23 protein-coding genes are annotated in these 25,513 nt (G+C 39.4%); 22 read left to right on the top strand and 1 reads right to left on the bottom strand.

All coding sequences use genetic code 11. From position 1 onward, the window contains the following. The first annotated feature begins 82 nt into the window (after nucleotides 1-82). The 7 genes from AC5YCE_RS14030 (at nucleotide 83) to mhpT (ending at nucleotide 9,682) form a co-directional block, all read left to right on the top strand. Nucleotides 83-511: a transposase gene (locus AC5YCE_RS14030; RefSeq protein WP_496125720.1), complete on the top strand. Its 429-nt coding sequence runs from the start codon at nucleotides 83-85 to the stop codon at nucleotides 509-511. Continuing rightward, complete coding sequence (gene tnpB, locus AC5YCE_RS14025) at nucleotides 508-843, top strand: IS66 family insertion sequence element accessory protein TnpB (RefSeq protein ID WP_496125721.1); 336 nt, start codon at nucleotides 508-510, stop codon at nucleotides 841-843. The genes AC5YCE_RS14030 and tnpB overlap by 4 nt, the downstream gene beginning before the upstream one ends. A 74-nt stretch (nucleotides 844-917) precedes the next feature. After that, nucleotides 918-2,522, top strand: a complete 1,605-nt coding sequence (gene tnpC, locus AC5YCE_RS14020) for an IS66 family transposase (protein WP_496171426.1) — start codon at nucleotides 918-920, stop codon at nucleotides 2,520-2,522. Nucleotides 2,523-4,716: 2,194 nt separating this feature from the next. Continuing rightward, a complete protein-coding gene (locus AC5YCE_RS14015) occupies nucleotides 4,717-6,048 on the top strand; it encodes a Rieske 2Fe-2S domain-containing protein (protein WP_496172454.1) in 1,332 nt (443 codons plus the stop codon). Between the two features lie 66 nt (nucleotides 6,049-6,114). After that, nucleotides 6,115-7,056 carry a PDR/VanB family oxidoreductase gene (locus tag AC5YCE_RS14010; protein ID WP_496126394.1) on the top strand — a complete coding sequence of 314 codons (942 nt, stop codon included), beginning with the start codon at nucleotides 6,115-6,117 and terminating at the stop codon, nucleotides 7,054-7,056. Between the two features lie 145 nt (nucleotides 7,057-7,201). Beyond that, nucleotides 7,202-8,455 carry an OprD family outer membrane porin gene (locus AC5YCE_RS14005; RefSeq protein WP_496172453.1) on the top strand — a complete coding sequence of 418 codons (1,254 nt, stop codon included), beginning with the start codon at nucleotides 7,202-7,204 and terminating at the stop codon, nucleotides 8,453-8,455. 9 nt (nucleotides 8,456-8,464) lie between these two features. Continuing rightward, nucleotides 8,465-9,682, top strand: a complete 1,218-nt coding sequence (gene mhpT / locus AC5YCE_RS14000; RefSeq protein ID WP_496172452.1) for a 3-(3-hydroxy-phenyl)propionate transporter MhpT — start codon at nucleotides 8,465-8,467, stop codon at nucleotides 9,680-9,682. 246 nt (nucleotides 9,683-9,928) lie between these two features. Here mhpT and AC5YCE_RS13995 read toward each other — a convergent pair whose 3' ends face one another. Further along, nucleotides 9,929-10,744 (bottom strand): IclR family transcriptional regulator, encoded by an 816-nt coding sequence (locus AC5YCE_RS13995; protein ID WP_496172451.1) that lies wholly within the window; start codon nucleotides 10,742-10,744, stop codon nucleotides 9,929-9,931. A gap of 262 nt (nucleotides 10,745-11,006) precedes the next feature. Between AC5YCE_RS13995 and AC5YCE_RS13990 the strand changes: the two genes are divergently transcribed. The 15 genes from AC5YCE_RS13990 to AC5YCE_RS13920 all read left to right on the top strand — a co-directional run bounded on the left by AC5YCE_RS13990 (nucleotide 11,007) and on the right by AC5YCE_RS13920 (nucleotide 24,949). Next, on the top strand, nucleotides 11,007-11,312 hold the full coding sequence (locus AC5YCE_RS13990) for a non-heme iron oxygenase ferredoxin subunit (RefSeq protein ID WP_496126390.1): 306 nt from the start codon (nucleotides 11,007-11,009) through the stop codon (nucleotides 11,310-11,312). A 27-nt stretch (nucleotides 11,313-11,339) separates the two neighbouring features. After that, nucleotides 11,340-11,639, top strand: coding sequence for a recombinase-like helix-turn-helix domain-containing protein (locus tag AC5YCE_RS13985; protein ID WP_496172450.1), 300 nt, complete (start codon nucleotides 11,340-11,342; stop codon nucleotides 11,637-11,639). A 17-nt stretch (nucleotides 11,640-11,656) separates the two neighbouring features. Continuing rightward, the gene (locus AC5YCE_RS13980) at nucleotides 11,657-12,724 is read left to right on the top strand and encodes a Rieske 2Fe-2S domain-containing protein (RefSeq protein WP_496172449.1); all 1,068 of its coding nucleotides are present in this window, start codon (nucleotides 11,657-11,659) and stop codon (nucleotides 12,722-12,724) included. Beyond that, on the top strand, nucleotides 12,717-13,481 hold the full coding sequence (locus tag AC5YCE_RS13975) for an SDR family oxidoreductase (protein ID WP_496172448.1): 765 nt from the start codon (nucleotides 12,717-12,719) through the stop codon (nucleotides 13,479-13,481). Before AC5YCE_RS13980 ends, AC5YCE_RS13975 begins: the two co-directional genes overlap by 8 nt. A 10-nt stretch (nucleotides 13,482-13,491) precedes the next feature. Continuing rightward, nucleotides 13,492-14,421 (top strand): VOC family protein, encoded by a 930-nt coding sequence (locus AC5YCE_RS13970; RefSeq protein ID WP_496172447.1) that lies wholly within the window; start codon nucleotides 13,492-13,494, stop codon nucleotides 14,419-14,421. Nucleotides 14,422-14,448: 27 nt separating this feature from the next. Beyond that, nucleotides 14,449-15,657 (top strand): NAD(P)/FAD-dependent oxidoreductase, encoded by a 1,209-nt coding sequence (locus AC5YCE_RS13965; protein WP_496126385.1) that lies wholly within the window; start codon nucleotides 14,449-14,451, stop codon nucleotides 15,655-15,657. A 44-nt stretch (nucleotides 15,658-15,701) separates the two neighbouring features. Beyond that, a complete protein-coding gene (locus AC5YCE_RS13960; protein ID WP_496126384.1) occupies nucleotides 15,702-16,925 on the top strand; it encodes an MFS transporter in 1,224 nt (407 codons plus the stop codon). A gap of 113 nt (nucleotides 16,926-17,038) precedes the next feature. Further along, nucleotides 17,039-17,560, top strand: coding sequence for a cupin domain-containing protein (locus tag AC5YCE_RS13955; protein ID WP_496126383.1), 522 nt, complete (start codon nucleotides 17,039-17,041; stop codon nucleotides 17,558-17,560). Nucleotides 17,561-17,580: 20 nt separating this feature from the next. Continuing rightward, nucleotides 17,581-18,393, top strand: coding sequence for an alpha/beta fold hydrolase (locus AC5YCE_RS13950; RefSeq protein ID WP_496172446.1), 813 nt, complete (start codon nucleotides 17,581-17,583; stop codon nucleotides 18,391-18,393). Nucleotides 18,394-18,414: 21 nt separating this feature from the next. After that, nucleotides 18,415-19,209 (top strand): SDR family oxidoreductase, encoded by a 795-nt coding sequence (locus tag AC5YCE_RS13945; protein ID WP_496172445.1) that lies wholly within the window; start codon nucleotides 18,415-18,417, stop codon nucleotides 19,207-19,209. 9 nt (nucleotides 19,210-19,218) lie between these two features. Then, entirely contained in the window at nucleotides 19,219-20,010 is a 792-nt protein-coding gene (locus tag AC5YCE_RS13940; RefSeq protein WP_496172444.1) for an aspartate dehydrogenase, read from the top strand. An 18-nt stretch (nucleotides 20,011-20,028) separates the two neighbouring features. After that, entirely contained in the window at nucleotides 20,029-21,495 is a 1,467-nt protein-coding gene (locus AC5YCE_RS13935; protein WP_496172443.1) for an aldehyde dehydrogenase, read from the top strand. A 50-nt stretch (nucleotides 21,496-21,545) separates the two neighbouring features. After that, nucleotides 21,546-23,186: a thiamine pyrophosphate-binding protein gene (locus tag AC5YCE_RS13930; RefSeq protein WP_496172442.1), complete on the top strand. Its 1,641-nt coding sequence runs from the start codon at nucleotides 21,546-21,548 to the stop codon at nucleotides 23,184-23,186. 180 nt (nucleotides 23,187-23,366) lie between these two features. Then, nucleotides 23,367-24,566 carry a hypothetical protein gene (locus tag AC5YCE_RS13925; protein WP_496172441.1) on the top strand — a complete coding sequence of 400 codons (1,200 nt, stop codon included), beginning with the start codon at nucleotides 23,367-23,369 and terminating at the stop codon, nucleotides 24,564-24,566. Nucleotides 24,567-24,835: 269 nt separating this feature from the next. After that, on the top strand, nucleotides 24,836-24,949 hold the full coding sequence (locus AC5YCE_RS13920; protein ID WP_496126376.1) for a hypothetical protein: 114 nt from the start codon (nucleotides 24,836-24,838) through the stop codon (nucleotides 24,947-24,949). The last annotated feature ends 564 nt before the right edge of the window (nucleotides 24,950-25,513 follow it).

Here is a 25,513-nt window from a genome sequence, read left to right as displayed (position 1 = left end):
GTAAGCGTCCGCTGAACCCCACTTTTCTTATTTGCTCAATATCCCGATAGTGTCCATTATTTATTAAATGGACATTATGTTTATGGCCTTAGACACTTTTATAGACACTGAACAAACGACAGAAAGAACCCGCAGAATCTTCGCAGCTGAGTTTAAACAGTACCTGGTCGAGCTTTGCCAGCAGCCAGATACGTCAGTAGCTAAGGTTGCAATGCAACATCAGATCAATGCCAATCTGCTGCATAAATGGATTCGCCAGTCCAGATCAATGCCCCCTGCATTAAAAAGCCCATCCAGTCCACAGACCGACTTTCTTCCCATCATTCTTCACCCGACTCCAGTCAGACAAGAAGCACCTCCGCCACCTGTGCCAGAGAAGAATGCTGTCGCTCATATCAGGATTCCATTGCATAAGGAACAAGGTTCCGCACGGGATCAGATGATCGAGATCGACTGGCCGGTGGAATCGGCAAAGGAATTACTGCCTTTAATTCAGGGCTTGATCAAATGATCCGTATCGATGAAATCTGGCTTGCTACCCAGCCGATGGATATGCGTGCAGGTATGGATACTGCCATGGCTCAGGTGCTGAGAGCATTTGGCTATATCAAACCACACTGCGCCTACCTGTTCTGTAATAAACGTGGCCATCGCATGAAAGTACTGGTGCATGATGGACTGGGCATCTGGCTGTGTGCCCGGCGGTTGGAACAGGGCAAATTTCACTGGGCTCAGGTTCACCAGGGTGAAACCGTGGCGATCAGCCCGGAACAGTTACAGGCGTTAATTCAGGGTCTGCCCTGGCAGAGAATCGGCTTACAGCAGGTGGTGAATATGCTCTAAACCAAGCTCATCCATTCTGCTATTCTCCAAACGTTTTATTTACACATATTCATGATCTCAGCCATACTGCGGTCATGAATACGCTGCCTGATTTAAGCCAACTGACCCATGAACAACTGCTGGAATTTACCCGGCAGTTGGCGCTGCAGCATCAACAACTCGCAGAAGATAAACAACAATTAGATGCCAAAGTTCAACATCTTGAAGTCACGAATCAACATCTTTCCATTCTTAATCAAAAATACGAGCATGAGCTTGCGCTATTTAAACAGCATAAATTCGGCAGTAAAAACGAACATCTAAGCGCAAAACAAATCCATCTATGGGACGAAGCGGTCGAAGAAGATATTGCTGCGGTTGATCTGGAACTGGAACGGCTGAATGCAGATAAAACCAATGCAGCTGCGCAGAAAGCCCCAGTCAACAAACCTAAACGTCGACCACTGCCAGATCACCTGCCAACCCTCCGTATTGAGCATGAACCTGCATCAACCCAATGTGCTTGTGGCTGCACCTTGCGTCGTATTGGCGAAGATATCAGTGAAAAACTGAATTTCAGACCGGCACAGTTCTATAAGGAACAGCATGTGCGTGGCAAATGGGTGTGTGATCAATGTGACACACTGACCCAACAAGCAATGCCGGCCTATGTGATTGAGAAAGGAATCGCTGCACCTGAACTGCTTAGCCATGTACTGGTGTCTAAATATGCCGATCATTTACCACTGTACCGTCAACGTCAAATCTTTCTACGCGCAGGTGTTGATCTGTCCAGATCAACCTTATCTGACTGGATAGGTCGCTGTGGTGTAGAGTTAGAAGGCCTAACCGATGCATTAAGGAAGGTGATCCTACAGCAAGCGGTGATTCATGCAGATGAAACACCTGTCACCATCATGCGGATGGATGATAAAGATAAAAAACCGAAGAAAGGTTATGTCTGGGCTTATGCAACAACTCAATATAATCCAATTCAAGCCGTGATTTATGACTTTCAGGATAGCCGTTCAGGTCAGCATGCTGAAGAGTTCCTGAAAGGCTGGCAGGGTCATCTGGTCTGTGATGATTACAGTGGCTACAAAGCACGCTTTAGATCAGGTCAGGTCATTGAGGTGGGCTGCATGGCGCATGCACGTCGTAAATTCCATGAGTTGCATGTGACTGGAAAAAGTCAGATTGCAGAACAGGCTTTGTTCTTGATTCAGAAGCTCTATGCGATAGAGGCTGAAATAAGAAAAAATACCGACGGTACAGCAGAACAACGCTATAAGTACCGGCAACAGTATAGTCAAGCTGTTATGCAGCAACTGTATGAATGGCTGACACAACATCAACTTGCAGTACCCTTAAGCTCTGCAACTGCTAAAGCCATCAATTACAGCCTAAAACGTTGGGAAGCCTTAAGCCGTTATCTGGATGATGGCAATCTACCTATTTGCAATAATTGGGCAGAGAATCAAATGCGGCCTTGGGCTTTGGGGCGTAAGAACTGGTTATTTGCAGGTTCGCTGCGCAGTGGTCAGCGAGCGGCAAATATCATGACTTTAATCCAGTCAGCAAAACTGAATGGGCTGGATCCGTATGCCTATTTAAGTGATGTGCTGAAAAGGTTGCCGACACATAAAGTGACTCAAATAGAAGAATTACTGCCACACCGCTGGAAACCTGAACCCCGTTAAAACATAGCAATGGGGTTCAGCGGATGTTTACGATAAATCTAAGTCTATGATGAATTTTTAGCATTATCCGATCAAAAAACAGTCTTTTCGTGATCGAAATGATCGATGGATTTTAAGATGAATAGTCTCACTTCCATAAGCAAGATTCGGGTTAATTAGTTTACTTATTGCTGTTCATGTAATCACTTTATTAAAAAAGTATTGTTAAAATGAATTTGGTGATTTATGGAAATGTACGATTATTGGATTACCGTTTATTCTGTAGTTTTTACAGTTTTAACAATATCATTAAGTTTAAACTCAATATTTTTTATTAAAGATAAGATCAATAAAATTTTAGCTTTTTTTAGTTTTGCAGGACTATACGCTTTCATTTTAAGTTATTTCTTTGAAAATGTGATTAAAGGGGCGGTCATCTGATCCTAAATACTTTAACTTTTTACATCCCCCTAAAACATTAGTGAAAAACATTAAACTAACCCATATGAAGTGGGTATTCACCCCTTATAAAAAATAGAGAAAACAGCTATACCAATGATGACATGATTCAAGAATAAAAGGTTTGGGTGTGCGAGGAAGAGCTTTAAAAATCCTGAAATATGCTCTTAGCAAATATCCTAGCAAAGAATAATTTGTACACTGCGGTGTACACTGTAATTTTTGTAAATTAAATTTATATTTAAAAATAATAACTTATATTTCCAGTTCAATTGACGCCATCCCACCAAAACACTAACTTTATATACCTCAACATGACGGAATATAAAGTGGAAAGGCTTAAACTGTAAGGGTTTAAGCCTTTTTTTATGCCTGAACATAAGCCAACATAACTAACTATAGGGATACATGTCATGTATCCCTTGCATTTTCCAGAAGTCAAAGGGATACAAGAAGAACGAAAAGATCAGATATAAGAAATCAAACCTTTAGCAGACACCGTTTAAGCAATGCTTGAGACAGAATTAAAAGAATACAGAGAGCTAGATGGTGATGGCTTTTACTTCCGTGTTAAGCCTGATAATAAAAAGGCATGGCTATTTTACTAAACTTTATTACTCAAATATTGAAATGTTTTAATTACCCAAGTGCTTAAAAATTTAATTGAGAACTTGGGTATGAGCCCAAGCTAAATCGATAAATTTGTTGAGGACTACTATGCGCGTATGAATCTCATTCACTAGGCTTGAAAAGTCACTTGAATGAAGTTTATTTCTCATAATTTGATGGAATGTATTTAGGGTTTCGACATACTTTGGACATGATATCTAGATCAATTTTTTAAAAGATTATTCATACACCTTTGAATGTTTTTTAATAGTTCATTTCTTTCAATTGATCTTGCTATTTTGGCTGTACATTTTTTAGATAGAACCAAAGATTCATCACATTGAATTAAATCAACTAGATTTCCAATCCTTACGAATTAATCACATCCTTCTTGAAAATCTTTAAAGAACTTAATTAACCCGAATCGCGGATAAGGATTTTTCTTTAAAATCATAAGCTCAATGTAATTTTATGATTAGTTTTTAGTGTTATCAGACCAAAGAATAGACTTTTTTATGCTCAAAATGATGGATAAGTCTCAAGATGAATAATCTCATTTCTTTAAGCAGGATTTGGGTTAATTATCAAGTTTTAGCCTATATCTATATATAGCACTTTCATCAGCAATGACATTTAGACTGATGTTTATTACGTTCTGATTCACCTTTATCTAAAACTTCTAGGCAATAGAGTCAAGAAGTAGATCTAATTCATTACGACTTTTATGAGAGTGAATTGTATTAACAATAAAATTTTGCCTTCTACAATACCGGGATATCAATATGGCTGGTATTTGAAATGGTTAAATTCAAACGGCAGGGGTAATAAGACTTTGAATTGCTATATCGAAACCAGTTTGATTTCACTTCATTAACCTTTTGATTGAGCATGTTATTCATTCGTTGGATCAACCCAATTGAAATACAATTTCGCTAGATTGTAAGTGCAGGCTTATTCATTTCGCAGTTGGGATGCTGAATAAATTTTCAGATAGTGTTTTGCAACAGAGAGTTTTACTTTCACATTGTTACTTAAAAATCACCAAACCTTTTCAAATAATTTTGACAAAGGTTTTTTTCGGCTGTAAATTAAATTGATTGATATAATAAATAATGTTTTGCAGGTAAAACAAGCAGGGAGACAGATAATGCTCACAGAAGAGAAAAATGCAAGATTGACAAAAGTAGGCCCTGATACTGAAATGGGCCAATATTTACGTCGCTATTGGCATCCGATCGCTGGTGAAAGCGAATTTGATGAGAAATCCATCAAGGAAATACGTGTTATGGGAGAGGATCTTGTTTTGTACAAGGACCTTAGTGGGAAGTATGGTGCTGTAGATCGTCATTGTCCGCATCGTAGCGCCGATATGCTGTATGGATTTGTTGAACAAGAAGGTATTCGTTGCAGCTATCATGGTTGGCGATTTGATGAAACAGGTCAATGTATCGAACAACCCTTCGAACAAGTGTGCGATCCGTCAGCACGAATGTGTAAAAAAACCAAAATCAAAGCATATCGTGTGCAAGTGAAAGTCGGTATGTTGTGGATTTATATGGGGCCTGAACCTGTTCCTGAGTTGCCAGATTGGGATTTATTTAATTATAAAAATGGCTTTGCCCAAGCGGTTTTTGCCGAACTTCCTTGTAACTGGTTCCAGTGTCAAGAAAACTCTATCGATCCAATCCATTTTGAATGGACACATAACAACTGGGCAATCCGTCAAACAGGTGAAAAAGGGCCTTATGTGCCAACACATTTAAAACTTGAATTCAAAGAGTTTGATTATGGTTTTACTTATCATCGTTTACGTGATCATGAAGATGAAAATAATCCAATGTGGACACAAGGACGCGTAACTTTATGGCCGAATGGATTTTATTTAGGTCACCACTTTGAGTGGAGAGTGCCCATTGATGACGAAAATACGTTAAGTGTACTTTGGGTGTTTAGCCGTGTGCCATCAGAACAAGAACCCTATCAACAGGATAAAATACCTTCTTGGTATGGTCCAATAAGGGATACGCAAACAGGTCGATGGATTACTTCTCATGTGGCCAATCAAGACTTTGTTGTATGGGTGGGTCAAGGGGCTATCACGGATAGAAGCCGTGAAAATCTAGGTCAAAGTGATCGTGGTATTGTCATGATGCGTCGTCGTTTCTTTGAAGAGCTAGATCAGTTAAAAAATAATCCAGATTTTGTACCTAAGGCTCTGATTTTTGATAAAGCATTGAATAAAGATATTGTTTTACCTTCAGCATGCCGTGATGAACTGATTCAAGGTTTAGCGCGCAAAGAACTGTCCGAACACCCATTATTGGGTCCATATCTCAAAGATTTCTTTGGTCAAGCAGGTCAGCCAGATGAAGTTCGAATTGCTTATGAACAGGCAGTGGGTCAAAAGATGGAGGGCGCGACTGTTTTTGCCGTACACGGTTCAAATAAAAATGAAGATCAAAGGGCACATTCTGAATAAAGGGATTTAGATATCGTCGAAATCTAACGATTGTGTTGCTGTCAAAAAGTAAGATGGAATTTCAATATGTATGTTCAAATTAAATCAATATCTGATTTAACGCCAAGTATTCGAAGTTATGAGTTGGTTGCTGAAGATGGTTGTGAACTGCCTATGTTCACAGCAGGTTCACATATCGACTTAATTTTGGAGAATGGGTTAACCCGTCAATACTCGCTCTCAAACTGTGACTCAGAACGTAATCATTATGTTATTGGAGTATTGAATGATCTCCATTCACGTGGTGGCTCTTCCTTTATTCATGATCAACTAAAAATAGGGGATCGAGTTCACATCAGTGAACCGAGAAATTTATTTCCAATTCACCAAAATACTAATCAAGCCATTTTATTTGCAGGCGGTATTGGGATTACTCCAATATTATCAATGGCTTTTAATTTAAAAAGAAGAGGTATTCCTTTTAAATTATACTATTTTGTGAAGGATGAATCTTCTATTGCTTTTAGAGACATTCTAAAGAAAAAGTTCTCTGAGGAAATCCATTTTCATATTGATGGTGATCGTAATCAGCAGATTAATGTTGATGACGTTTTAGGCAAGCCTGCTTTAAATGAGCATCTTTATGTATGTGGTCCAAATGGATTTATGGATTTTATTTTTAAGACAGCAGAAAAATATCATTGGTTAAATGATCATTTACATAAGGAGCATTTTTCGGCAAATAGTGTAGAGAGTTGTAATTCTGATTTTTCAATAAAAATAGCATCGACTGGACAATTAATTGAAATTGCTGCTGATGAATCCGTAACTGAAGCTCTTGAAAAAAATGGATTTTCAATTCCTGTTTCGTGTGAACAAGGGATTTGTGGCACATGCTTAACCAATGTACTTGAAGGAGAGCCTGATCATAGAGATATGTTGTTAACGGATGAGGAGCGTGACTCCAATAAAGTTTTTACACCATGTTGCTCACGTTCAAAATCTAAAATCTTAGTCTTAGATTTATAAGTGGAAAGGTTCTTGATTGAAAAGAACCTTTTTTTATACCTAAATTTAAAAGCAAACCTTGTTTTGCATACAAATAAAATGGACTTTACAAAGGAGCTTTCAACAAGATCGTTGAAAGCTGAGTGAATATAATTCAGGAAGGATTATGAGAAAAAGAATATTATTTTACCTACTGCTATCTTCTCAGTGTGCTTTTGCACAGGATTTTATCGAAGATACGCAAGTCAGTTTATCGACTAGAAACTATTACTATGATCGTAACTTCACCGAACAATCAAATGTATCTGCATTAAAAGAATGGGCTCAAGGTTTCATACTGAATGTTGAGTCAGGTTATACCCCAGGCCTAATTAGTTTGGGTGTAGATGTTCAAGCGATGGCAGGATTAAAACTACATGCAGATGATCTGCAAACAGGTGCCCAACTTCTTCCAGTCGATAAAAGTACGCGAGAGGCTGCCGATGCATATGGTGAAATCGGTATTACAGCTAAAGCAAAATACAGCGAAACAGAACTCAAAGTCGGTACTTTGATGCCATTTACTCCTGTTTTATTTGCATCTAAAGCTCGGTTATTACCTCAGGTATATAGAGGTGCCGAGCTGAAGAGTAAAGATCTAAAGCAAAGCCTGATCACAGTGGGATGGTTAAATAAGGTGAACCATCGTGATTCCACTGACTATGAAGACATCAGAATTACAGGTGCGAATGGGAAGTTTATTGGGGCAGCGACAGACCATGTTTTTTATGCCGGAATTGAACATCAATTAGACAAAAAAAATTTAGTCGGTGCCTATACAGCAAAAGTTGAAGATCTCTATCAACAAACAGTCATTATGGCAAAAACTGAACATGACCTGAGTGAACATTTAGCAGTGCTAAGTGATTTAAAGTTTTATCGTAGTGATGAAGATGGGAAACAACTTTCGGGACCAGTGGATAACACCTTGGTTGCAACAAATTTTAGCCTTAAGCACGATATTCACAAATTTTCATTTGGAATTTTAAATAGTTATGGTGATACCGCTTTTCCATATTTAACAGGTGGCGAAGTTTTATTTTTCCTAGATGGTGTAAGCACTGACTTTCTTAACCCTAAAGAAAGAGTCAAAAGCTTTAGATATGATGTTGATTTAAAAGATTTAGTAGAGGGTTTGAAATTTGCGGCACGTTACAGTAGAGGTGACAACATCGAATTGCCTGCATACGGAGGGAGTAATTTAAAAGAAGATGAGTGGGCTTTTGATCTGCAATACAGCATTCCAAAGAATATTAAGTATATCGGGGGAGTGAATGCACGAACCCGATATGCGATCTATGACAATAATTTTGCACCCACATCAGCGTTCAAACCAGCTCAAGAACTACGGATGGTGCTTGACTACACATGGAAGTTTTAGGAGAAGGTTATGGATTATGCACAAAAAAACAGCAAAATTAATATCACTATAGTGATCTGTTTTATCATTGCTATGATCGAAGGAATTGACATTCAAGCGATTGGTGTCGCAGCATCATCAATCAAGGAACATTTCGGTTTGGATTCGTCCCAACTCGGTGTGTTATTTAGTGTTGGGATATTTGGGTTACTTCCTGGTGCGATTGTTGGAGGCTACTATGCTGATCGCTTTGGACGGAAAAAAGTACTCATTGGCTCAGTTATATTATTTTCTATCTTCACATTATCGATCGTTTTTGTTCAAACTTATTACGGATTGTTGTGGGTACGTTTTTTAGCGGGTTTAGGATTTGGTGCAGCTTTACCGAATTTGATTGCGATGGTATCGGAATCAGTCTCACTCGAGAATAAAGGTAAATCCGTGGGAATGATGTATTGTGGCATGCCCATAGGCGCTATTTTAATTTCATTATGGGTTGCATTTGATAGCTCAAATGATTGGAAAGCGATTTTTTATGCAGGTGGGATCATTCCACTCTTGATCGTACCATTTATGATTGCTTATCTGCCAGAATCTAGAGAATATCAAGAAATTAAGCAGATTAAGCAGCCACAAAGTTATTCAAAAGCATTGTTTAATGAAAATCAAAGCTTGAAAACTTTGCTCCTTTGGGTAGGGTGTTTCTTTACTGCCATGCTTTTATACATCATGTTGAGTTGGTTGCCATCATTATTTGTCGAATTGGGTTTCTCAAAGCAACAGGGAAGTATGGCGCAAGTTTTTTTCCAAATTGGCGCGACTGTAGGGACATTGTTATTTACGGGTCTGATTGATAAAGGCAATAAAGTCATTATCATTAGTGTGGTTTATGTGGGCATATTAATTGGCTTACTGTTAATGAATAGTGCGCCCACACTCACGCTAATGTACATGGCTGCCGCATTTACTGGCTTCTTTATTATTGGTAGTAATGGCTTGTCTTATGCATTTAGTAGTTTTACCTACGTAACTGAACATCGTGGTCAAGGGGTAGGTGCTGCAAATGCGATTGGTCGTGTAGGCGCAATGGTTGGTCCTGCAATGGCTGGTTTTATTTTAAGCTCTGGTGGAGGAACCTCAGCTGTGCTTTTTTCTATGTTTCCGTGTGCATTGGTTGCATTAGTTGCAATGGGATTGCTTGCAAGGAAGTTAGAATCAGATGCTGTATTGGCTAATAAATCAATTTAAATTAGACATTATAAAATATATAGTGATTTCATTTATAGGATATTTAAAAAGGAAGCTGGTGCTTCCTTTCTATCTATCTTGATTGGTAGATCATATTTTTAAATGTTTTGGTTCAATACAGTGTGTGACATAGCAAAAGTGAATTCAATTTGGCGATTGAATTTTTATTTTCTCGCTATTCTTTGCACAGCGAATGTCAATAAGCTTTAAGAAGTGATTTAACTTATCAATTAGCTAAATTGGTTATCACCTATAAATAAATTTAGAAATTTTATCAGCATAATTAATGACTAATTTAGAAACGTCTTGTGTAAATTCAGCCTCACTGTAGGTACTTAATGGACAGCTAACGGAGAGTACAGCTGTAATCTGTTGTGTTGACTGATTATAAATGGGAGCAGCGCACGCAGCCATATCGGTATTAAAATGTCCCCAACTAATCATGCAGGGTTTTTGTTTGACTAGCCTCAAGCGTGCGAGTAACTCTTCTAAATTACGGGGGGTCATCTCAGAGTAAACCTCCCAATTTTTAAAATTTTGATACCGTTTGATGACTTCAGATTCTGACATATTTGCCAATAATAATTGCCCAATCACGGTCGCATGAGCATGCCAACGGGTTCCCACATGGATATTGCTTGTGAATGCACCCGTCGATTGCATATTGCTAATAAAGACAATATCGGTATTTTCTAAAATAGAAAGATGTACCGCAATTTTAATTCTATCGCGTAGCTCACGCATCAGTGGCGAAGCTAATTCGGTAATTGATGATTTCAAAAGGCTATTGAAACCTAACTCCATAACGTTGCTATTCAAAGCATAAGTCTTTTGCGACATTTTTCGGAGATAGCCGCAGAACTCTAAGGTGTAAATTAAGCGAAAAGCACTTGACCGATTGACATCTAATTTTTCTGCAATTTCAGTAATCGTCATTTCCTGATTATGCTCATCAAACAATCTAAGGATTGATAAACCTCTTACCAAGCCTGGAACTAAATAACGCTCTTCATTTTTTTGCGCTTCTGGATCAAATCTAAGTTCAGCTTCAGTAGAGTCCATTTAAAAATTAACCTTAACAATGATATTTAAATTTACCCCAATTTAGGGATTCGCTACTCCATTTTAACATTATAAAATTCAAAAAAAATGTTGTAGGTAAAACAAAATTTCCTATTTGAAACGTTACTAAATATTTTTTTAAATTAAGTTACTGAATTATATTGATAAATAATGTTTGACATTTATTTTGCATAAATACTATCCTGATACTAAGTTTTAAATAATAAATAATGTTTTGCATGTAAAACATGGAGTTTTTTTGATGAATTGGATTTCAGTATGTCAGATCGATGAGGTTGCAGAGGAAGAACCTAAAGCGATCGAGATCAATGAAAAGAAGATCGGGGTATTTATGATCGAAGAAAAGTATTTTGCGATTGAGAATGTTTGCCCACATGCATTTGCACTTTTAACTGAAGGTTTCATTGAAGATTCAACTGTTGAATGTCCGTTGCATGAAGCAATTTTCGATATTCCGACGGGGCGTTTAGAGAGTGGACCAGGTTGCCGCGATTTATGCACATATCCTGTCCGAGTTGAGAACGAAGAAATTCAGATTCAACTTTAAACATTGAGTGATTAGGGAAGATTTCAAATGAAGCAATATAACGAAAAACTAGCGAGATGGATCAAGGCAACGCCTTCAAGTGATGCTGGTATTAATAATATTCAGATTCCAGGTCAGGTCGAGCATTTGGTATGGCAAAACCGCTACAAAGAGCCAAGCCCGTATGAGCAGGATTTTGTTCAGCATTTAATTACTGCTTTCACGAATGGTATCACTGAATTAGATGACTTGGTAAATGCATTGAATGGTCAAGGATTTAGAGATGAATCTGGCGATTTGTGGTCAGTCGGAAGTTTTTCGACTGAAATGCAACGTTTAGGTTATTAACAGATAAGGACATCATGATGACTATTGCAGAAATGAATGTTGAACAATATTTAGATCTTGGTTTGCGTGACCAATGGTATCCAGTATTGGCAAGTTGGGAAGTAAGTTCGAATCCTGTTGGTATTACACGTCTAGGCGAAAACATTGTGGTATGGCGTGATGATAAAGGTCAGGTTCATGCATTGGAAGATCGTTGTCCACACCGTGGTGCACGTCTATCTTTAGGTTGGAACTTAGGTAACCGTATTGCATGTTGGTATCACGGTGTTGAAGTTCGTCATGATGGTGTGGTTGAAGATGTGCCTGCTGTACATGACTGTCCATTGAAAGGCAGCGACTGTGTAAAAACTTATCAAGTTCAAGAGCTACACGGTGCAATTTTTATTTGGTTTGGTATTGATGTCAACGAAGCTCCTGCTGAACTTGTACTTCCAGATCAACTAGCAAGCGAAGAATGGAGTTCATTCCTGTGTATGGCAGACTGGAAAGTGAACCATCAATATGCAGTTGATAACGTGATGGATCCAATGCACGGTACGTATTTGCATTGCACATCGCATTCAATGGCGGATGGTGAAAAAACAGCAGCAATGAAACATCGCTCGACCAAAGATGGCTTTGTGTTTGAAAAAGAAGGTCAAACAGGCGTGAACTTTGACTGGGTTGAATACGGTCAAACAGGTACAGCTTGGTTACGTTTATCTATTCCTTATCGTAAGCAGTTTGGTCCAGGTGGTGAATTCTGGATTGTTGGTTTTGCAACCCCAATTGATGAAAACAATACACGCGTGTTCTTTTGGCGCTGCCGTAAAGTTTCAGGCTGGCAACGTAATGTATGGCGCTTTTTATATCGCAATCATTTAGAGCAATTGCATTGGGATGTATTAGAGCAAGACCGCATTATTTTAGAAAACCTTGCACCCAATGCCCGTAAACATGAATTCCTTTATCAGCATGATGTGGGCTTATCACGTTTACGCCGTTTAATGAAAAAAGAAGCAGAAAAGCAACTTCAAAAGTTTGCATCACTTCAAAGTTCTCAACATGAAAACCGTATTGATATGAAGGAAGCGTCTCATGGCTAATCTGCCAATTTTAGCGGGTAAACGCATTCTTGTGACCGGTGCAGCACGGGGTTTGGGGCGTGATTTCGCTCAAGCTGTTGCTGAAGCTGGTGCATCAGTTGTCATGGCAGATATTTTGGCGGATTTGGTAAACCAAGAAGCAAATGCACTCTTTGAACAAGGATTAGATGTTTCTGCAGTTAACATTGATTTAAGTCAAAAAGCATCTATTCAGCAAGGCGTTGATCAAGCGGTTGCAATGTTAAATGGCTTAGATGGCTTAATTAACTGTGCGGCTCTCGCAACAGGTGTTGGCGGTGTGTCAATGATGGAATATGACGAAGATCTTTGGGATCGCGTGATGACTGTCAATGTGAAAGGCACTTGGTTGGTCACACAAGCCTGTGTTCCGCACCTGAAAAAAGCGGGTTCAGGGAAAATTGTCAATATTGCATCGGATACCGCAATGTGGGGTGCACAACGTTTAATGGCTTATGTTGCAAGTAAAGGTGCGATTCTTTCCATGACACGTTCTATGGCACGCGAATTGGGTGAAGACAATATCTGTGTCAACACCATTAGCCCAGGTTTAACGCTTGTAGAAGCAACCGAATATGTACCTCAGGCTCGTCATGATTTGTATGTCAATGGACGAGCAATACAACGTCAACAACATCCACAGGATTTAAACGGCACAGCGATTTATCTACTTTCGGATATGTCTTCTTTCGTGACGGGTCAAAACATTCCTGTGAATGGTGGCTTTGTATTTAATTAAGGAGCAACACATGATCACAGGTATTGAAGTTCTAAAATTTGGTGTTGAAGACCGAGCTGAAGCGAAAACCTTTTTGACCGATTTTGGTTTAACAGCAACTGCTTCGGATATTGAGGGTACAGATTTATATCAAACCCAAAATGGCTGCAAAATTTATTTATTTGATATTGCAGATGCACGTTTACCAGAAGCAATTGAAGCAGGCTCTACATTACGTGAAGTGACTTGGGGGGTTGAAAATGATCAAGACCTTGAAGCGTTAAAAGCAAAGCTTTCTGCTGAACCAAAGTTTGTTGCAAATGAAAGCAAAGTTCAGTGCCTTGACCCAAATGGCATGACGATTGTTTTTGAAAAAACGATTACGAAAGATGTTGCTCAAGCACGTACAGAAGGCATTAACCAATTTGGTAACGTTCAGCGTGTAAATGCTGCTAGCCCTGTTTATGAAAAAGCAGAGCCTGTTGATATTGGTCATGTTGTATTTTTCGCACCAGATTTAAAAACTACTCAAGCCTTCTATATTGAAAAATTAGGTTTTCATTTATCTGATGCTTATACAGATAGAGGTGCTTTCCTGCGCTGCCGAGGCGAGGGTTTCCATCATGATTTGTTCCTACTGTCTATTCCCAATAAACCAGCGGGTTTAAACCATGTTGCCTTTGTGGTTCGTGATATTCACGAAGTGATTGGTGGTGGTTTGAGTATGAACCGTCAGCAATGGTCAACATTTATTGGTCCAGGTCGTCATCCGATTTCATCTGCATATTTTTGGTATGTAAATTCGCCATTGGGCGGTGCATTTGAGTACTACACCAACGATGACTACTTAACTGAAGCATGGCAACCACGTGAAGAAGAACATCGTCTAGAACTCTTTACAGAGTGGGCGATTGAGGGTGGCTTGGATCACGAGACACGTCGTCAAGTAAAACCAGCGTAATGAATCGAAGATAAGGATATCGACAATATGAATAAAATTGTGATTATCGGTGCTGGGCAAGCTGCGGGTTGGGCCGTTCATACCCTACGAAACCAAGGATATAACGGTGAAATTCATGTTGTATCGAATGAAGATCAAGTTTTTTATGAACGCCCACCTTTATCAAAACAAGTCCTAGCACAAGAAGCGTCTACAGAAAGTTTAAATTTATTTTCAGCAGCGCAAATTGATGCGTTCTCATTGATTTGGCACAAACCCGATTCTGCTGTGAATATCGATAAATTCGCTAAGACGGTTCAGTTGCAAAGTGGGAAATCGCTTGCATATGACAAGTTATTGATCGCTACGGGAAGCCGTGCTCGTATTCCAGTCGCGCAATGGTCAGAACTTAAAAATGTTTACACCCTGCGCGATATTCAAGATTGCCAAAACTTAGCAGAACAATTTAAGACAGCGAAAAACATTGCGGTGATTGGCGGTGGTTGGATTGGTCTTGAAATTGCGGCAACAGCACGTCAGCAAGCTAAAAATGTTGAAATTTTTGAGTATGGTTCTCGTCTTTGTGCAAGAAGCGTAAGTCCAGAAGTTTCAACTTTTCTAAAAAACTTACATGAAGATGCGGGCACCAAAATTCATTTAAATGCGACTCAATTGAATCTGAATGAAATTGAAAATCAGAAAATTGAAGTGCAAAACGTGGAGAGCAGTTCACATATATTTGACTGTGTCGTGGTTGGTGCAGGCGCTGAAATTGCCAAAGAATTAGCTGCCGCTGCATTGCTAGAGGTTAAAGATGGCATTGTTGTGAATGAATATGGTCAGTCTTCTGATCCAGATATTTATGCAGCAGGTGATGTCGCAATACATCCAGCTTTAGGGTATTGCATTCAATCTTGGGCAAATGCACAAAACCAGGCGATTTCCGCAGCAAAATCAATGTTAGATGAACTGACACCCTATCAAGATATTCCTTGGTTATGGTCAGATCAATATCAATGCAATATTCAAATTTTGGGGACGTATCAACCTGATGAAATTGCACAAGTGGTTACACGTAAAACACATTTTACTCAGCAATGCTTTTTCTATCTGAATGAAAAAAATCAGCTGATTAATATGATTGCAGTCAATGATCCCAAATTAGTAAAACTTGCAAAAAGATGGTTAGCAAGTGCAAAGACCTTAGATCCACGACAACTACAAGATCCAGAATTCAATCTGATGAAATTGAAATAACAGGACTAGCCAACTCACTTAGCGCATATTCGAAGGAACGTAACATGGAAAGTGAAACAAAGACAGGTATAAAACATTGGACACCAGCCGTCATTTTAATGATCTGTGTGATCCTCGCATTTTTTGACAAAATCAGTATTGCTGTTCTGTTTTCAGATGCAACATTCATCGATGTAATGGGTATTGGTCAAGACAAAGCAAAACTCGGATGGTTGATGACCAGCTTCTTATTGGCATACGGTTTTTCATCCATGTTTTTAAGTTTTTTAGGGGATATTTTTTGCCCGAAAAAAATGTTGCTTTGGAGTGTAGCTTCATGGGGTTTACTCATGCTTGCCATGGGTTTCACCTCTGATTTTACAACCCTTGTTGTATTGCGAATCTTATTAGGGTTGGCTGAAGGACCGTTATTTGCATTGGCTTATACCATTGTGAAACAGACCTATACCGATCGTCAGCAAGCACGGGCATCGACGATGTTTTTACTTGGAACACCCATTGGTGCATTTCTAGGGTTCCCAATCACCGCTTATGTCTTAGCCCATTATGACTGGCATTCTACATTTTTTGTAATGGCAGCCTTAACGCTTGTTGTCATGCTGTTGGCTTACTTTGGTCTTAAAAATCTCAATTTGAAACGCACTGTAGATTTGGACGGTGTGGCAAAGCGCGTCAACTTTAAAGAACATGTTGCCAATACGAAAAAGCTTTTAAGCAACAGTGCATTTTGGTTGATCTGTATTTTTAACATTGCCTTGATGACTTACCTGTGGGGGCTCAACAGTTGGGTACCTTCATATTTGATTCAAGACAAAGGATTTAATCTAAAAGAGTTTGGTATCTATGCCAGTTTCCCGTTCATTGCCATGTTGATTGGTGAAATTGTCGGTGCTGTCTTGTCAGACAAGATGGGTAAACGTGCAATTCAAGTCAGTGGTGGATTATTTGTCGCAGGTATTTTTATGTACCTCATGGTCATTGCAACCCATCCAATGATGGTGATTTTAGCCATGTCTTTGAGTGCGATGGCTTGGGGCTTTGGTGTTGCAGCAGTATTTGCATTACTGGCACGTATCACAACAGCAGATGTGGGTGCGACAGCAGGTGGGATCTTTAATGGATTGGGTAATTTTGCCAGTGCGGCGGCGCCAGTCATTATCGGCGCAATTGTGATGCAAACAGGCAGTTTCAATCTAGGTATTACATTCCTTGCAGTCGTTGCAGTCGTTGGTTCGTTCTTCTTAGCGCCATTATTGAAGAAGTACTAAAAAACAAAGTTTGCATGTCACATGTCGTGATTCGTAAATAAGCATTTAACAAACGGACTGAATGAGATCTTGAGTCATGACGATTCTGTCCAAACCTTGAAGGAGTGAGTTTCATGTCAACTCAACAATTTGAATCTTGGAAACAACCAGAAAATAAAACGCTCGAAGAGTGGATTGGTGGACGTATTGCTCGCTTTGAAACGCGTAAATATGATTTTGACGCACTGAAGTTCCAAGCAGATTACGATCCTAAATATCGCCGTGCACAAATGCGTTATATGGGTACAGGTGCAACGGGTGTTGCTGATGATAGTAACACTGTACCGGCTGAGAACTTCACATTCTCAACCATGGTGCTACCACCTCAGTGTGAAGGCCCCTTACATATTCATCATGACGTAGAAGAAGTGTTTTTTATGCTTCGTGGTGAAATTGATTTATTCATTGAACATGAAGGTGAGAAGTTCTCTACACGTTTAAAAGAGCGTGACTTGATTTCAATTCCACCAGGGATTTACCGCGGATTGTTTAATCCAGGGACTGAAGATGCATTGATGTGTGTGATGTTAGGGACTGGAAAGCCAACCATTCCTAACTATCCACCTGAGCATCCATTGTCTCAAATCAAGCGTTAATTTATTCAGGATAGGAAGTCATGACTTATATCGAGCAACTCGAACAATTTGAATTGAAAACCATTCAATTCGACGGTGTAAAACAGTCTTATAGAGAAGCAGGGCAAGGACAAACCTTGGTATTACTCCACGGCATTAGTTCGGGTTCGGGTTCTTGGGTTAGACAACTGCAAGATTTAAGTCGTGACTTTCATATCATTGCTTGGGATGCACCAGGCTACGGTCAATCAGATGTATTAAATACAGCACAACCCAATGCAACGGACTATGCCAAACGTTTAAAAGGTCTGTTAGATGCGTTGAATTTAAACAAGGTTATTTTGGTTGGACATTCATTGGGCGCATTACAGGCTGCAGCATTTCATGCTTTATATCCTGAGTGTGTGAGTGCCTTAGTTCTTGCGAATGTAGCGCAAGGATATAAAGGTTTTGATGCTCAAAAACAAAAAGATGTCTTTGAAAAAAGACCCACTATGTTGAAAGAATTGGGTGCAACGGGAATGGCACATTCACGTGGACCTTATTTAGTTGCGCATGCAACACAACATGCGATGGAACTGATTACGGCTGTTATGCAAGACATCAGCTTAGATGGTTTTACGCATGCATCTTATTTACTGGCTTACGACGCAATACAACCTTATTTGCAACAACAGCAAAAAAACACGCACGTCGTCATGGGCATGTCAGATGGCATTACCCCTGCACAAGATATTCAGGCATTGGCGGATACCTATAAATTCGCTCATCGATATCCAATAGAAGACGCTGGGCATTTAAGTTATCTCGACCAAGCAGAACAATTTAATCAAATTTTATTATCGCTTAAGTAAACGTTTATGTGAGTTATGGATATGAGTTTCCAATTGAATGGGAAAAATGCAGTGGTCACAGGTGGCTCGTCAGGCATTGGACTGGCAACGGTTGAACTCCTTGTTGCTGAAGGTGCCAATGTGGCGTGGTGTGGTCGTAATGAACAACGCCTTGCAGAATCAAAAGCATTTATTTTGTCGCGTTATCCAAATGCAAAACTGTTAACAGCCACATGTAATGTTCTAGATAAAGCCGATGTTATTCAGTTTGCAAAAAGTGTGGAAAAAGAATTTGGTGGTGTTGACCTCCTAATTAACAATGCGGGTCAGGGACGTGTTTCAAACTTTGAAAATACTGAAGATGAAGATTGGTTAAAAGAAATTGAACTGAAATATTTCAGTGTATTGCATCCTATCAAAGCATTTTTACCTGCTTTAAAGCAGTCGAATTTTGGTTCTATTACCAATGTAAATTCACTGCTTGCTTTACAACCTGAACCGCACATGATTGCGACTTCTTCAGCACGTGCTGCCTTGTTGAATTTAACGCACTCAATGGCACATGAGTTTTCACAGTACAACATCCGTGTGAATTCAATCTTGCTTGGCATGGTGGAATCGGCACAGTGGAAACGCCGTTTTGCAGAGCGTTCGGATCAAAGCCAAACGTGGGAAGAATGGATTGGCAATATTGCGAAAAAACGTGGCATTCCAATGGCACGATTAGGCAAACCTGAAGAGCCTGCACAAGCTTTGGTATTTCTTGCATCTCCATTGGCTTCATACACAACAGGCTCAACCATAGATGTGTCTGGTGGCTTCAATAAGCACTTATAAGGTGAATTTATGAAACAGTTAATGATGATTGGATTCGGTGCAATGGCAAATGAAGTATTTGCTCATTTACCTAAAGACCTTGAGCTGAAATGGGTGGTTGTGCCAGAGCGTAGTGTTGAAAGTGTAAAGCAGAAGGTTGCAGCAGATGTACAAGTGATTTCAAACATTGATGATTGTTTGGGTGAGCCAGATTATGTCATTGAGGTAGCAGGTCAGGCAGCTGTGAAAGAACATGCTGAAAAAGTTTTGGCAAAAGGTTGGACCATTGGTCTGATTTCGGTAGGTACTTTAGCTGATACAGCATATTTCGAAAAACTACAGAAAACCGCAGAACAGTCAGGTGCACATCTCCATTTATTGGCAGGTGCGATTGCGGGTATCGATGGTATTGCAGCTGCCAAAGAAGGCGGCTTGGAAAAAGTCACTTATAAAGGCTGTAAAAGTCCAAATAGCTGGCGTGGTAGTTATGCAGAAAAGCTCATTGATTTAGATGCTGTAAAAGAAGCAACAGTTTTCTACAAAGGTACAGCACGTGAAGCGGCATTGAACTTTCCTGCAAATGCCAATGTTGCAGCAACCATTGCCTTAGCAGGCATTGGTATGGATGAAACTCAAGTTGAATTAACGGTTGATCCACATATTCGTCAAAACAAACACACCATTGTGGCGACAGGTCGCTTTGGTCAAATGAGTATAGAAATGATTGGTGTGCCTTTGGAAAGTAATCCAAAAACTTCAACATTGGCAGCACTCAGTGTGATTCGTGCATGCAGAAATAGCGTAGACGCAATTCAGATTTAAAAGGGATAGGTGAGTGCCATGGTAAAAGAAATTTATATTGCAGGTGAGTGGCGTCTTGGTCGAGGGAATGTGATTCAAAGCCTATTTCCAGCAGATAACTCGGTGAATGCCGAAATTTCAACAGCAACTTTAGAAGATGTTGAAGAAGCCATTGTGAAAGCAGATCAAGCTTGGCGTAAGCCTGAGTGGCGTAATTCATTACCGCATGAGCGTGCAAAAATTTTGTATCGCGTGGCAGATATTATTGAGTCACGTGTAGATGAATTATCAAAACTTCAAACACGTGATAATGGTAAGCCTTTATCTGAAACACGTGCATTAGTGATGAGTGCTGCTGCAACTGCACGTTTTAATGCGGCTGCCTGTGAAACGTTTAATGAGGAACTCACTACTCAGCGCGCATCTGATTTTATGACCATGAGCGTATATGAACCTGTGGGTGTGATTGCGGCAATTACGCCTTGGAACTCACCCATTGCAAGTGAAGTTCAAAAGCTTGCACCTGCAATCGCAGCAGGTAATGCAGTGATTCTAAAACCTGCTGAAGCAACATCGCTCATTGCATTAGAACTTGCAAAAATCTTTGAAGAAGCAGGATTACCCAAAGGTATTTTAAGTGTACTTGTAGGTCGGGGTTCAGTCATTGGTGATGCCATTGCACAGCATCCTTTGGTGCGCAAAATTTCATTTACAGGTGGTACAACCACAGGTCGTCATCTCGCGCATATTGCCGCAGAAAAGTTGATTACCACTTCCTTAGAACTGGGTGGAAAGTCGCCTACAATTGTATTTCCTGATGCAGATATTGAAATTGCTGCCAAAGGCATTGCTTACGGCATTTTCAGTTCAGCAGGACAAGCATGTATCGCAGGTTCACGTTTATTTATTCATTCATCCATTTACGATGAGTTTTTGAAGCGTTTGGTCGAAATTACCAAAGGCTTACGCGTAGGTCATCCTGAAACACCAGATGTTCACATGGGTTCATTGATTAATCAAAAACATTTGGAATCTGTACATCGTTATGTAGAGCTTGCGAAATCTGAAGGCGGTACGGTCATTACAGGTGGTGAGGCCATTACAGAGGGTGAATTTGCAAAAGGTAGCTTCTATAAACCCACCATTATCACAGGCTTAAAAAACAGCGCACAAACGTGCCAAGAAGAAATTTTTGGACCTGTGCTTGTGGTGATGTCTTATGACCATGAACAAGATTTAATTGAACAAGCCAATGACAGTTGCTTTGGTTTGGCCGCAGGGATTTGGACAGAAAACTATCGTAAAGCATGGAAAATTGCCCGCACTTTAGAAGTGGGTACCGTGTGGATTAACACCTATAAAAAGTTCTCAATCAGCGCACCCTTTGGTGGATTTAAAGACAGTGGTATAGGTCGTGAGAAAGGTCGCCAAGGCATTCTGTCTTATATGCAACAAAAAAGTATTTATCTCGGTTTAAACGAGCAAGCCAATCCTTGGTCTGACTAAACCACCATTGCACAATAGATTTGAAATTAAAAAAATTAAGGAATGATGAAATGACTGAAAAAGTAAATGTAGGCGAAGCAATCGCACGTGTTTTAGAAGCACACCAAGTCAAAAGTATGTATGGCGTAATTTCTATTCATAATTTACCTATTGCAGATGCAGTAGGTCGCCGTGAAAAAATCCGTTTTGTTGCAGCCCGTGGTGAAGCAGGCTGTGTGACGATGGCGGATTCGGACTCTCGTTTCACAGGTTTAGGTGTTGCACTGACAAGTACAGGGGCAGGTGCAGGGAATGCAGTGGGTTCACTGATTGAAGCCATGAATGCTGGAAGTCCTGTATTGCATTTAACAGGGCAAGTTGAACGTGAATATTTAGACCGTGATGCCAGCTTTATTCACGAAACCAAAGATCAGCTGACCTTCTTAAAAGCATCAAGCAAAGCAGCATTTCGTATTACCAGCCCAGTCAATGCGGTTGGTGTCATTCGGGAAGCCATTCGTGTGGCAACCACAGTACCGATGGGACCTGTCAGTGTTGAAATTCCCATTGATGTACAAGCAGCTGAAATTGAATTACCAGCTAACTTGGGTCCTGTAAAAGCACTGCAACTTCCGCTAGCAGATGAAGCTGAGATCAATGTCTTTGCTGATGCAATTAAAAAAGCGAAACGTCCAGTATTTTGGATTGGTGGTGGTACATTAAAAGCAGTTGAAGAAGTCAAAGCCATAGCGGATTTAGGTATCCCTGTTGTGTCATCGACGCATGCACGTGGAGTTTTAGCAGATAGTCATCCACGTACATTAGGGGCATTTCATAATTCTGCAGCAGTTGAAAAATTACTACAAGATGCAGATTTATTGGTTGTGGTAGGTTCACGCTTGCGTAGTAACGAAACCAAAACGTATTCAGTGGTATTCCCTGGAAATATAATTCAGGTGGATGCAAACCCAGTAGCACAACAACGTAACTACAAAATTGGTCAATTTATCTGTGCAGATGCGAAAGACACACTTGCACGAGTTGTGAAAGCACTCTCTGGCACATCAAAAGTGGATGCGACCTATGATGCAGAGATTCAATCAGCGCGTGAAAATGCGATTGACGCTTTGCGTACACAGATGGATCAATATGCACTGATTTGTGATCACTTGCGTGCAGCACTTCCTGAAGATGGCATTTTTGTACGTGACATCACCATGTCGGGCAGTACTTGGGGGAGTCGTTTATTTCCCGTACAAACACCCAATAAAAATATTCACTCACTTGCAGGTGCGATTGGTTTAGGTCTTGCACATGCCATTGGTGCATCCATTGCCAATCCAAGCAAGAAAGTCGTGGGTTTAGTCGGTGATGGTGGACTCATGTTAGGTATTGGTGAAATTGCAACCATGGCGCAAGAAAATACCGACATGGTGCTGATGATTATGAATGATGGTGGTTATGGGGTCATGCGTGGTATTCAAAATAACTACTTCGGTGGTCGTCAATATTTCAATGAACTACATACACCAGATTATCAAGCTTTAGGCGAATCTATGGGTGTGAAAAGCTGGAAAGTAGGTAGCGCAGAAGAGTTCAAAACAGCCATTCAAGAAGCCATTGATTTGAATGGCCCTGCCGTGATTGAGTTAGATATGAACTCGATTGGTCCACTTAAATTTGCAGGTCCACCACAAAAGAAATTGTACTAATCTGAAAATACGTCAGGGAATGAATGGAAAGCTTAAAGATGTTCTATCTCTTTTTATATGGATACGGTTGATTGAGTTGAACTGATCGCTCAGAGATAGAATTTTTTTTAAGTAAAATAAGAATTAAACATTGTTTTAAATATAAAACTAATTTTTTTTATTATGTTAGGGAAAGCAAAAATGAAAAAGACAATTTTAGTGACAGCCTTACTTTTAGCAACCACCTGTTTGTCTACAACGCTGATGGCAAAAGACAGTCCATTGGAATGGAAAAGTGAGGATGGTGCAAATTCATTTGAAGTGGGTGGAGTAATTCGCTTTAATCACCGTTATGAACAATGGCAACCCAGTGATAATCGTGGATTTGGAAAATTAGATTTCGATATCTTTCGCTTAGATCTCAAAGGGAAATATGGCGATTTTTATTTGAATGCCAGCCCGATTATCCAAGATCAAGAAATGACCTCAATCGAAAAAGCGTATGTGGGCTATAACATTGATCAAAATCAAAGTATTGAAGCTGGTTTAGTGTATAAGCCATTTGTGCTATATCCCTATCCGCAAAATGGTTGGACGTATCACATTCCATTTTTCTTAGGTTATGGAAACAATATTGCACCCGGGGTGAATTGGAATTTTAACAATCAAGACTGGGATATTAAGTTGGGTTACTATCCACGCATGTTGGATGCTGATTTACGTTATTCACCAGAATCTGGAACCTATGATGATTTTTCAGAGAATCATTTGCCTTTCCAAGCGGCTTATCAAAATGAAAAACACAACCAATTTAATGCTCGCGTTGTACATAAATTAGAAACGAAAACATTAGGTAAACATGAAATTGGCTTATCTGGTTCGGTATCGCAACTGCATAATAAAATCACTGATGATGACGGTAAATATTATGCAGTGGGATTTCATACCAACAGTAACTACGAACGTTGGAATTTACAATCGTCTGTGATTAAGTATGAATATGATGCTAAAAATCCAGCGGGCGTTAGCAATGATATGACCCTTATGGGGGCCAATGGTCTGACACCATCGTATTTTATTGCTTCAGAAGGAACGATAGGGAGTCTAAACCTTGCCTATACTTTACCAATTAAAGATATGGGTAAACTGAAAGCAATTCGTTTTTACAATGACTATAGTTATTTAGATAAAGAACGCAGTGATTGGGATGCATCACAGATGAACACCACAGGTGCAATGTTTATCGCTTCACCTTTTATGATTTGGGCAGATTATACATGGGGTAAAAATGCCAATATTATTGGCGGCGCGAGTAATGGTACTGGATTTACCTCAGCTGATTCAATCAATAGTGATAAGTGGATGTATCGAGTGAATTTAAATTTAGGATTTAGCTTCTAGATTTATTTAAGTAAATGATACCCCTCAATGGGGGCGTAGCACTTGATAATGATATAAGGCTTACTTAGGTCAATACAGTGATTGATGAGGGATGGTGTTGTTGATCTATTATGTTATAGAAATATTAAGTCAGCAGAAAAACTAATTTTATTATAAATAATCCATCAATTTTATTGACATAGATCAGTCAAAAATCAGTTAGATATTATGCTTGATGAAGTAGTTGGATAAGCTAGAATCAATTAAGTTATGTTAAAGGTTCAAGCGATATGAGTTTTCTAAAAAAGAAAAACAAAGCGAGTTTTGTATTTTTCATTATTACTCTTTATTCATTTTTGGGTTTTGGCATTGGTTATGTGATTTGGGAGTTTTTTTTATCATAGATAATAAGGTTACGTACAAAAGCTGATGTATGTAACCAGCCAAAATTAATTTCGATTTTTATACTTAAAAATGGACGTGAGCTATGTATTTTTCAATTAAAATCATCTTAAACCTCACCATATGAAGCATTTTATTAAATATCGGGTCATTTATTAATCATAAGATCATTTAATTGATGAGTTTGGATTAAAAAATAAACACTCGATGTTTTTAAGATAAAATGGGGGTTGCGTGATAAATAAAACTGTATAGAATACGCAGCATCCCGACGCGATACAGCAAACGAACTTAGCTGAACAGGTTAAGTTGTTGAGATGTATTGTGTTGAACTTGTCTCTGACGAAGAGCAAGAAGATCATTAAGAGATTATGAAGAACAACTTGTGTGGATTTTTACTGATTGATTGATCGAAATTATTTTCATTGATTGATGGTAAAAATGACTCGAAGTTTATTTGAGAAATATTTGTCAGAAGATTGATGAGCCAAGATTGGTGCCCTATAGGCACTAAGCAATATTAAACTGAAGAGTTTGATCATGGCTCAGATTGAACGCTGGCGGCA

Source organism: Acinetobacter sp. CY79, from assembly GCF_059515845.1.
This window is presented reverse-complemented; position numbering and strand designations above follow the sequence as displayed.

Coding starts and splice junctions, on each gene's coding strand:
- AC5YCE_RS14030 (WP_496125720.1), top strand. CDS start 83: ATGGCCTTAGACACTTTTATAGACACTGAACAAACGACAGAAAGAACC.
- tnpB (WP_496125721.1), top strand. CDS start 508: ATGATCCGTATCGATGAAATCTGGCTTGCTACCCAGCCGATGGATATG.
- tnpC (WP_496171426.1), top strand. CDS start 918: ATGAATACGCTGCCTGATTTAAGCCAACTGACCCATGAACAACTGCTG.
- AC5YCE_RS14015 (WP_496172454.1), top strand. CDS start 4,717: ATGCTCACAGAAGAGAAAAATGCAAGATTGACAAAAGTAGGCCCTGAT.
- AC5YCE_RS14010 (WP_496126394.1), top strand. CDS start 6,115: ATGTATGTTCAAATTAAATCAATATCTGATTTAACGCCAAGTATTCGA.
- AC5YCE_RS14005 (WP_496172453.1), top strand. CDS start 7,202: ATGAGAAAAAGAATATTATTTTACCTACTGCTATCTTCTCAGTGTGCT.
- mhpT (WP_496172452.1), top strand. CDS start 8,465: ATGGATTATGCACAAAAAAACAGCAAAATTAATATCACTATAGTGATC.
- AC5YCE_RS13995 (WP_496172451.1), bottom strand. CDS start 10,744: ATGGACTCTACTGAAGCTGAACTTAGATTTGATCCAGAAGCGCAAAAA.
- AC5YCE_RS13990 (WP_496126390.1), top strand. CDS start 11,007: ATGAATTGGATTTCAGTATGTCAGATCGATGAGGTTGCAGAGGAAGAA.
- AC5YCE_RS13985 (WP_496172450.1), top strand. CDS start 11,340: ATGAAGCAATATAACGAAAAACTAGCGAGATGGATCAAGGCAACGCCT.
- AC5YCE_RS13980 (WP_496172449.1), top strand. CDS start 11,657: ATGACTATTGCAGAAATGAATGTTGAACAATATTTAGATCTTGGTTTG.
- AC5YCE_RS13975 (WP_496172448.1), top strand. CDS start 12,717: ATGGCTAATCTGCCAATTTTAGCGGGTAAACGCATTCTTGTGACCGGT.
- AC5YCE_RS13970 (WP_496172447.1), top strand. CDS start 13,492: ATGATCACAGGTATTGAAGTTCTAAAATTTGGTGTTGAAGACCGAGCT.
- AC5YCE_RS13965 (WP_496126385.1), top strand. CDS start 14,449: ATGAATAAAATTGTGATTATCGGTGCTGGGCAAGCTGCGGGTTGGGCC.
- AC5YCE_RS13960 (WP_496126384.1), top strand. CDS start 15,702: ATGGAAAGTGAAACAAAGACAGGTATAAAACATTGGACACCAGCCGTC.
- AC5YCE_RS13955 (WP_496126383.1), top strand. CDS start 17,039: ATGTCAACTCAACAATTTGAATCTTGGAAACAACCAGAAAATAAAACG.
- AC5YCE_RS13950 (WP_496172446.1), top strand. CDS start 17,581: ATGACTTATATCGAGCAACTCGAACAATTTGAATTGAAAACCATTCAA.
- AC5YCE_RS13945 (WP_496172445.1), top strand. CDS start 18,415: ATGAGTTTCCAATTGAATGGGAAAAATGCAGTGGTCACAGGTGGCTCG.
- AC5YCE_RS13940 (WP_496172444.1), top strand. CDS start 19,219: ATGAAACAGTTAATGATGATTGGATTCGGTGCAATGGCAAATGAAGTA.
- AC5YCE_RS13935 (WP_496172443.1), top strand. CDS start 20,029: ATGGTAAAAGAAATTTATATTGCAGGTGAGTGGCGTCTTGGTCGAGGG.
- AC5YCE_RS13930 (WP_496172442.1), top strand. CDS start 21,546: ATGACTGAAAAAGTAAATGTAGGCGAAGCAATCGCACGTGTTTTAGAA.
- AC5YCE_RS13925 (WP_496172441.1), top strand. CDS start 23,367: ATGAAAAAGACAATTTTAGTGACAGCCTTACTTTTAGCAACCACCTGT.
- AC5YCE_RS13920 (WP_496126376.1), top strand. CDS start 24,836: ATGAGTTTTCTAAAAAAGAAAAACAAAGCGAGTTTTGTATTTTTCATT.